Annotated in this window: 9 protein-coding genes; 5 read left to right on the forward strand and 4 right to left on the reverse strand. The window is 68.0% G+C overall.

Annotation, left to right across the window (positions count from 1 at the left end):
- Positions 1-159 precede the first annotated feature (159 nt).
- From lgt to ACQKJZ_RS16880, 5 genes are all read left to right on the forward strand, one after another.
- The gene (gene lgt / locus ACQKJZ_RS16860; RefSeq protein WP_427732573.1) at positions 160-1,041 is read left to right on the forward strand and encodes a prolipoprotein diacylglyceryl transferase; all 882 of its coding nucleotides are present in this window, start codon (positions 160-162) and stop codon (positions 1,039-1,041) included.
- 40 nt (positions 1,042-1,081) lie between these two features.
- Complete coding sequence (locus ACQKJZ_RS16865; protein ID WP_427732575.1) at positions 1,082-2,164, forward strand: class I SAM-dependent methyltransferase; 1,083 nt, start codon at positions 1,082-1,084, stop codon at positions 2,162-2,164.
- On the forward strand, positions 2,161-2,670 hold the full coding sequence (locus tag ACQKJZ_RS16870) for an N-acetyltransferase family protein (protein WP_427732577.1): 510 nt from the start codon (positions 2,161-2,163) through the stop codon (positions 2,668-2,670). Before ACQKJZ_RS16865 ends, ACQKJZ_RS16870 begins: the two co-directional genes overlap by 4 nt.
- Positions 2,667-3,431, forward strand: coding sequence for a peptidoglycan editing factor PgeF (gene pgeF, locus ACQKJZ_RS16875; protein ID WP_427732579.1), 765 nt, complete (start codon positions 2,667-2,669; stop codon positions 3,429-3,431). The genes ACQKJZ_RS16870 and pgeF overlap by 4 nt, the downstream gene beginning before the upstream one ends.
- 79 nt (positions 3,432-3,510) lie before the next feature.
- Complete coding sequence (locus ACQKJZ_RS16880) at positions 3,511-4,842, forward strand: cystathionine gamma-synthase family protein (RefSeq protein ID WP_427732581.1); 1,332 nt, start codon at positions 3,511-3,513, stop codon at positions 4,840-4,842.
- A 28-nt stretch (positions 4,843-4,870) separates the two neighbouring features.
- On the opposite strand, the gene ACQKJZ_RS16885 is transcribed toward ACQKJZ_RS16880, so the two are convergent.
- From ACQKJZ_RS16885 to ACQKJZ_RS16900, 4 genes are all read right to left on the reverse strand, one after another.
- Complete coding sequence (locus ACQKJZ_RS16885; RefSeq protein WP_427732583.1) at positions 4,871-5,446, reverse strand: TetR/AcrR family transcriptional regulator; 576 nt, start codon at positions 5,444-5,446, stop codon at positions 4,871-4,873.
- A gap of 4 nt (positions 5,447-5,450) precedes the next feature.
- On the reverse strand, positions 5,451-5,915 hold the full coding sequence (locus tag ACQKJZ_RS16890) for a DUF1348 family protein (protein WP_427732585.1): 465 nt from the start codon (positions 5,913-5,915) through the stop codon (positions 5,451-5,453).
- 69 nt (positions 5,916-5,984) lie between these two features.
- Positions 5,985-6,437, reverse strand: coding sequence for a DUF3429 family protein (locus ACQKJZ_RS16895; protein ID WP_427732587.1), 453 nt, complete (start codon positions 6,435-6,437; stop codon positions 5,985-5,987).
- A 337-nt stretch (positions 6,438-6,774) separates the two neighbouring features.
- The coding region (locus ACQKJZ_RS16900; protein WP_427732589.1) for a cold-shock protein at positions 6,775-7,401 on the reverse strand (627 nt) is incomplete at its 5' end.

The raw sequence follows: 7,401 nt of genomic DNA on the forward strand, positions 1-7,401 counted from the left end.
GGGTTCTTGTATCCAGAACCATTTCCCACCTCCGTTCAGCCTGAGCGAAGTCGAAGGCCACGCCCCACCCCAACCCCGCCACAAGGGCACCGAACCCATGGTCTTGGTGTTGTCGCTCCGCCGCTCTATGAGAGCGGGCCAGAGATAAGGGAAACACGCTTGATCCTGCCCATGCTCGCGGCCGCCAGCGGCCATATCCGGTTCGAGGATCTGGGGTTGCACCCGGATGTCTTCTCGATCGGCTTCTTCACGCTCCGCTGGTACAGCCTGGCCTATATTGCCGGCATCCTGTTCGGCTGGTGGTATCTGGGCAAGATGCTCGACCGGCCGGGTGCGCCGATGTCGCGGACCCATGCCGACGATCTGGTCTTCTACGCCACGCTGGGCATCATCCTGGGCGGGCGGATCGGCTATGTGATCTTCTACGCGCCCGAGATGTTCCTGCATCCCTTGCGCATCCTGCGGCTGTGGGACGGGGGCATGAGCTTTCATGGCGGCGCGATCGGCGTCGGTCTCGGCGTCTGGCTGTTCGCGCGCAAGCACAAGCTGCAGGGCTTGCGCATCCTCGACTATCTGGTCTGCACCGCGCCGGTCGGGTTGTTCCTGGGCCGCCTCGCCAATTTCGTGAATGGCGAGCTGTGGGGCAAGCCAACCGACGTGCCCTGGGCGATCATCTTCCCGCGCACCGTGCCCTTCGGCCTGCCCGACCCGGCGCGCCATCCCAGCCAGCTTTATGAGGCGGGCCTCGAAGGGCTGATCCTGTTCGCGGTGATGAGCTTCGCCTTCTGGCGGACCAAGGCGCGCTACGATCCGGGCAAGCTGTCGGGCCTGTTCCTGCTCGGCTATGGCATTGCGCGCTTCATCGTCGAATTCTTCCGCGAGCCCGACCAGCAGCTTCGCCAGTTCGCCGAGATGACCGGACTGCACATGGGCCAGTGGCTGTGCGTGCCGATGATCCTGGGCGGCCTCTACCTGATGAACTCCGCCAAGGCGCGCCGCGTCCGGGTCGAGCCGATCGCGGGCACCGACAGCGTTTCCTGATCCCCTTGCGGCGAAGGGGTCGGATCGGCAGAGCGGGGGCATGACCAACCCGTTGATCCCCCCCGCCGATCACAAGCCCGAGCCCGAGGACGCACTGCCCGAACGGCTCGCCCGCGCCATCGCGCTGGCCGGGCCGATCCCGGTGGCGCAGTTCATGGCCGCCGCCAATGCGCATTATTACGGCACCCGCGATCCGCTGGGCGCAGGCGGCGACTTCACCACCAGCCCCGAGATCAGCCAGATGTTCGGCGAGCTGGTCGGCCTGTGGTGTGCGGACCTGTGGGACCGCGCGGGGCGGCCCGAAGTGCACTGGGTCGAGCTGGGGCCGGGGCGCGGCACGCTGGCCGCCGATGCCCGGCGCGCCATGGCCAAGGCGGGATTCCACCCCATCATCCATTTCGTCGAGACCAGCGCGACGCTGCGCACCGCCCAGGCCGAGCGGGTGGCCGACGCCATCTGGCACGACACGGTCGAGACGCTGCCCACCGACCGCCCGCTGATCGTCGTCGCCAACGAGTTCTTCGATGCGCTGCCCATCCGCCAGCTCGTCCGCCGCGGTGAGGGCTGGCATGAGCGATTGGTCGCGGCGCAGGACCTGCTGTTCCTGCCGATCGCCGGCCCGCCGGTGCCGCCCGAGATCATCCCCGAACCCCTGCGCGAAGCCGAGGCCGGGTCCGTCATCGAAGTATCCCCCGCCAGCGTCGCGGTGATGCGCCAGCTTGCCGCGCGGATCACAGCGCAGGGCGGGGCCGCGCTGATCGTCGATTACGGCTATGAAGGCCCCGCCATCGCCGACACGCTCCAGGCGGTGCGCGGCCATGCGTTCGCCAATCCCTTCGACCGGCCGGGCGAACAGGATCTGAGCGCGCATGTCGACTTCACGACGCTGGCCGCCGCCGCGCAAGGCTCGGGCCTCGCCGCCTTCGGCCCGGTGACGCAGCGCGATCTGCTCGGCGCGCTTGGCATCGACCAGCGCACCGCCAGCCTCGCCCGCGCGCATCCCGACCGGGCCGACGCGCTGCTCGCCGACCGCAACCGGTTGATGCAGGACATGGGTACGCTGTTTCGCGCGCTGGCGGTGGCGCGGCCCGACTGGCCGGTGCCGGCGGGGTATGGCGAATGATCGCCTATCGTGACGCCATGCCCGGTGATGGCGAGGCGCTGGCCGCGATGGCGCGCGCGTCCTTCACCGAGACGTTCGGCCATCTCTATCCGCCCGCCGACCTGAATGCATTTCTGGACGAAGCCTTCGGCCCCGAAGGTCTGCCTGCCCAAATCGGCGACCCCGATTTCGCCATCCGCCTGGCCACCGATGACGCGGCGATCATCGGCTATGCCAAGATCGGCCCCGTCGGCTTTCCCGGCACCTGGCCCGAAACGGCGGTCGAACTCTACCAGCTCTATGTGCTGTCGCGCCATCTGGGCGAAGGCGTCGGTCCGGCGCTGATGGACTGGGCCATCGCCACCGCGCGGGCACGCGGTGCCAGCGACCTGATCCTGTCGGTCTATGTCGACAATCACCGCGCCAAGGCCTTTTACGCCCGCTACGGCTTCGTCGATGTCGGTCGCTACGACTTTCCCGTCGGCGACACGATCGACGAGGACCGGATCATGAGGCTGTCGCTATGACCATCGAAGCGCTTCGCACGCCGCTGCTCGGCGATGTAGCCCACGGCTTTCTCGGGCGGCGCGGCGGCGTGTCGGCGGGTATTCATGGCGGGCTGAATGTCGGCCTGGGTTCGGAGGATGACGCCGATGCGGTCGCCGAGAATCGCCGCCGCGCGCGCGACGCGGTGCTGCCCGGTGCACGGCTGATCACCTGTTATCAGATCCACTCGGCCGAGGCGGTGACGATCCTGACCCCGCCGGAGGACGATGTCCGCCCGCATGGCGACGCACTGGTCACCGACCGGCCGGGCCTGTTGCTCGGCATCCTGACCGCCGATTGCGCGCCGGTGCTGTTCGCCGATCCTCACGCCGGCGTCGTCGGCGCGGCCCATGCCGGGTGGAAGGGCGCGCTGGGCGGGATCACCGACGCTACGCTGCTGGCGATGGAAGCGCTGGGCGCACGGCGCGACCGGATCGCCGCCGCGATCGGCCCGTGCATTGCGCGCGCCAGCTATGAGGTCGATGCCGGCTTTCTGCGCCGCTTCGCCGAGGCCGATCCCGATAATGAACGCTTCTTCGCAGACGGCACCCGTGCGGACCATTATCAGTTCGATCTGGAGGCCTATGTCGCCCACCGCCTCGCCGCCGCCGGGATCACCCGCGTCGCCGTGCTGGGCGAGGATACCTATGCGCATGAGGATCGCTTCTTCAGCTTCCGCCGCGCCACCCATCGCGGCGAACCCTCCTATGGCCGCCAGATTTCGCTGATCGGCCTGGGCTGAGTATCGCCAAAGCCATTTGTCGCGTTATCCTCGGGACATGGCCGCCGATACAGCGGCATCCGTTCGCAAGGAGACCGACATGCCGACCGAATCCGATCTGACCGGTGTCCCGCCCAAAGACCCCGCCAAGGCCGACCGCAAGAGCGATGCGACGACCATCGGCGACCGCAAGCTGAAGCCATCGACGCTGATGATGGGCCACGGCTTCGATCCGGTCCTGTCCGAAGGCTCGCTGAAGCCGCCGATCTTCCTGACCTCGACCTTCGTCTTCCCCAACGCCGCCGCCGGCAAGCGCCATTTCGAGGGCGTGACGGGCAAGCGCCCCGGCGGCGCGGACGGGCTGGTCTATTCGCGCTTCAACGGGCCGAACCAGGAAATCCTGGAAGATCGCCTGGCCATCTGGGACGAGGCGGAGGATGCGCTGACCTTTTCCAGCGGCATGGCGGCGATCGCCACCCTGTTCCTGTCGATGGTCCAGCCGGGTGACGTGATCGTCCATTCCGGCCCGCTCTATGCCGCGACCGAGACGCTGATCGGCCGCATCCTGGGCCGGTTCGGGGTCCAGTGGCTCGACTTCCCCGCCGGCGCCACCCGCGAGGAGATCGATGCGGTGCTTGCCAAGGCCGCCGCGCTCGGCCGGGTCGCCATGATCTATCTGGAAAGCCCCGCCAACCCGACCAACGCGCTGGTCGACATCGAAGCCGTGGCGGCGGCGCGTGACGCGGCCTTTGCCGATGCGGGCGAAAAGCCACCGATCGCGATCGACAACACCTTTCTCGGTCCGCTCTGGCAGCGGCCGCTCAAGCATGGTGCCGACCTCGTCGTCTATTCGCTGACCAAATATGCCGGCGGTCATTCCGATCTGGTCGCTGGCGGCGTGCTGGGGTCGAAGGCGCACATCGCCACCATCCGCTCGATGCGCAACACCATCGGCACCATCTGCGACCCCAACACCGCCTGGATGCTGCTCCGCTCGCTGGAGACGCTGGAGTTGCGGATGAGCCGGGCGGGCGAGAATGCCGCCAAGGTCTGCGCTTACTTACGCGATCACCCCAAGGTCGAGCGGGTCGGCTATCTCGGCTTTCTCGAAGGCACGCCGGGCCTGGAGCGGCAGGCCGACATCTATCGCCGCCACTGCACCGGCGGCGGTTCGACCTTCTCGCTGTACCTCAAGGGCGGCGAGGCGGAATCCTTCCGCTTCCTCGACGCGCTTCGCATCGCCAAGCTGGCGGTCAGCCTGGGCGGGACCGAGACGCTGGCCAGCCATCCGGGCGCGATGACGCATCTGTCGGTCCCCGACGAACGCAAGGCGGCGTTGGGCATCACCGACAATCTGGTGCGCATCTCGATCGGCGTCGAGGATGCCGACGACCTGATCGCCGACTGCGAACAGGCGCTGGCTGCGATCTGAATGGGTGGGGGCGCTGGCCGCCCCCGCCTCACCCGGCGCTGGCGAGCGCGGTGTAGAGCCGCGCCGTCAGCCGCCCAAGCGTCGCGCGGAACAGCCCCGGATCGTCGAGTGCGCGCGACAGGGTGATCGCGCCCTGGATACCGCCGACCACATCCTGCGCCAGCGTCAGCGCATGATCCGCCGCCACCCCGCCCCGCATCAGCGCGGCCTGAAGCGCGGCGATCCAGCGCTGGAAATAGTCGGTAATCGCCTCGGCGAAGGGATCGCGCGTCGCTCCCAGTCCCCAGGCGCCCATCAGGCACGCCCGGCGTCCCGACTGGAAATAGCGGTCGATCGCGACCATCATCGCCTCGATACCGGCGCGCGGGTCCTCCGCGTCGGCCAGCGGCGTGAAGACCGATGTCTCGAACCAGGCGGCGATGTCGGCCAACACGGCCTCAGCCATCTCGCGCTTTCCGCCGGGGAAGAAGTGATAGAGGCTCCCCCGCCCCAGCCCCGTCGCCGCGCCGATCGTCGACAGGCTGGCCCCGGCATAGCCATGCTCGCGAAACGCCTCGATGAGGCCCGGCAGCGTGTCCGCCCGCTCGGCGACGATCCGCGCCATGGCGTTACAGCCCCAGGTCGCTCAGCGACGGATGATCGGCGGGACGCGTGCCCAACGGCCATTGGAACAGCCGCGCCTCCTCCGGGATCGGCAGGTCGTTGATCGACGCGATCCGGCGCGCCATGCGGCCGTCCTCGGCGAAATCCCAATTCTCATTGCCATAGGATCGATACCATTGGCCGCTATCGTCATGCCATTCATAGGCGAAGCGCACCGCGATCCGGGTGCCCTCCTGCGCCCATAATTCCTTGATCAGCCGATATTCCAGCTCACGCGTCCATTTGGCGCGCAGGAAATCGACGATCTCGCCATGGCCGGTGACGAACTGTGCCCGGTTCCGCCATGCGCAGTCGAGCGTATAGGCCTGCACCACCCGTTCGGGATCGCGGCTGTTCCAGGCATCCTCGGCGGCGCGCACCTTTTGCACGGCGCTTTGCGTGGTGAACGGCGGGAGTGGCGGACGCATCATGCTTCTCCATGGCGCTTGCTGTTGTACCGATCAGTACAGAGGCAAGACTGACAGGGCAAGCCGCCCAGCCTAAGCCAAAAGCACGCCCAGCAGCAGGGTCAGCCCGCCCAGCCCGATCGACAATCCCCAGCGCAGTCGCCACCATCCGGGCATATCGCTCGCCAGCCGGCCGATGCTCCTGTCCGCGATCGGCGAGATCAGGATGACGAGGCCCAGCACCAGCAATGATCCCGCCATGCCGGTCAGCCCCGCGAGCGGCGCCAGCCACGCGGCCCAGGCGATCAGGCTGGGCAACACCGCGACAACATAGGGAGTGGTGCGCCGGTCGCCGCGAATCAGCGCCTCGATCCACCACAGTCCGCCGAGGAAGGACAGGATCAGCGCGGCATAGAGCCCGCCGGCCATCCCCGCCACGAATCGATATTCAGGCAGGAAAAGCGCGATGGCGACGCAGATCGCCTGCGGGACGATACCGGCAGGGCCGAGCAGGCGGACAGGGGGCGGCAAGGTTTGGCGAGACATCGGGCGGTCCGTTCGTTTGTAGTCCGAACAGGGTACGCGGCGGGGGCGCGATGGTTCATCGCCCATCGCTGGATACCGGCACGCGGCTTCCGGTCGAGCCAATCGGCGAATGACTGGCGCGGGCGAGCACGCCCCTATCAACGCGGCGGGGTAGCGCATGATGTCACGGGATTGCGCCCAAGCCCTATCCTCCCGGCGAGTTGGACTGGCAAGCGCCCCCTTTTTTACGGGCGGTCCGGGTGACGTCATCAGGCTCCCAAACGAAAAGGCCCGGCGTCGCAGCGATGCGACGCCGGGCCCTGTCGCCCGAAAAGGGAGGCTTATTCAGCCGAGGGGATCAGCCCTCGTTCTGCAGGTTCACGGCCGCATACTTGCCGCGACGATCGACTTCGATCTCGAACTGCAGACGATCGCCTTCGTTCAGCGAGCCCATGCCGGCGCGCTCGACGGCCGAGATGTGGACGAACGCGTCGGGCTGTCCGTCGTCGCGCTGAATGAAGCCGAAGCCCTTCATCGCGTTGAAAAACTTGACCGTGCCGGTCGCCTTCTCACCGGTCAGCTGACGCTGCGGGCCGCCACCGAAACCACCGGCCGCGCCACCGCGCGGGCCACGGTCACGATCGCCGCCGAAGCCGCCTTCACGCGGTTCGCGGGGCGCGCGATCCTGGACCGGGAGCGGCTCGCCCTCGATCTTCAGTTCGGTCGCCGAGATGCGGCCACCGCGATCGACCAGGGTGAAGCCGAGCGGCTGACCCTCGGCCAGACCGGTCAGGCCCGCCTGCTCGACGGCCGAGATGTGCACGAACACGTCTTCGCCGCCGTCATCGCGCACGACGAAGCCGAAGCCCTTCTGCGCGTTGAAGAACTTCACGACGCCGGTGCCTTCGCCGACGACCTGGGGGGGCATGCCGCCGCCGCCACGACCGCCGCCGAAGCCGCCACCGCCGCCGCCACGGAAACCGCC

This window comes from Sphingomonas sp. NPDC019816 (assembly GCF_050274375.1).
Classification (GTDB): domain Bacteria; phylum Pseudomonadota; class Alphaproteobacteria; order Sphingomonadales; family Sphingomonadaceae; genus Sphingomonas.

Coding starts and splice junctions, on each gene's coding strand:
- ACQKJZ_RS16895 (WP_427732587.1), bottom strand. CDS start 6,437: ATGTCTCGCCAAACCTTGCCGCCCCCTGTCCGCCTGCTCGGCCCTGCC.
- ACQKJZ_RS16870 (WP_427732577.1), top strand. CDS start 2,161: ATGATCGCCTATCGTGACGCCATGCCCGGTGATGGCGAGGCGCTGGCC.
- ACQKJZ_RS16885 (WP_427732583.1), bottom strand. CDS start 5,446: ATGGCGCGGATCGTCGCCGAGCGGGCGGACACGCTGCCGGGCCTCATC.
- ACQKJZ_RS16865 (WP_427732575.1), top strand. CDS start 1,082: ATGACCAACCCGTTGATCCCCCCCGCCGATCACAAGCCCGAGCCCGAG.
- ACQKJZ_RS16880 (WP_427732581.1), top strand. CDS start 3,511: ATGCCGACCGAATCCGATCTGACCGGTGTCCCGCCCAAAGACCCCGCC.
- ACQKJZ_RS16890 (WP_427732585.1), bottom strand. CDS start 5,915: ATGATGCGTCCGCCACTCCCGCCGTTCACCACGCAAAGCGCCGTGCAA.
- pgeF (WP_427732579.1), top strand. CDS start 2,667: ATGACCATCGAAGCGCTTCGCACGCCGCTGCTCGGCGATGTAGCCCAC.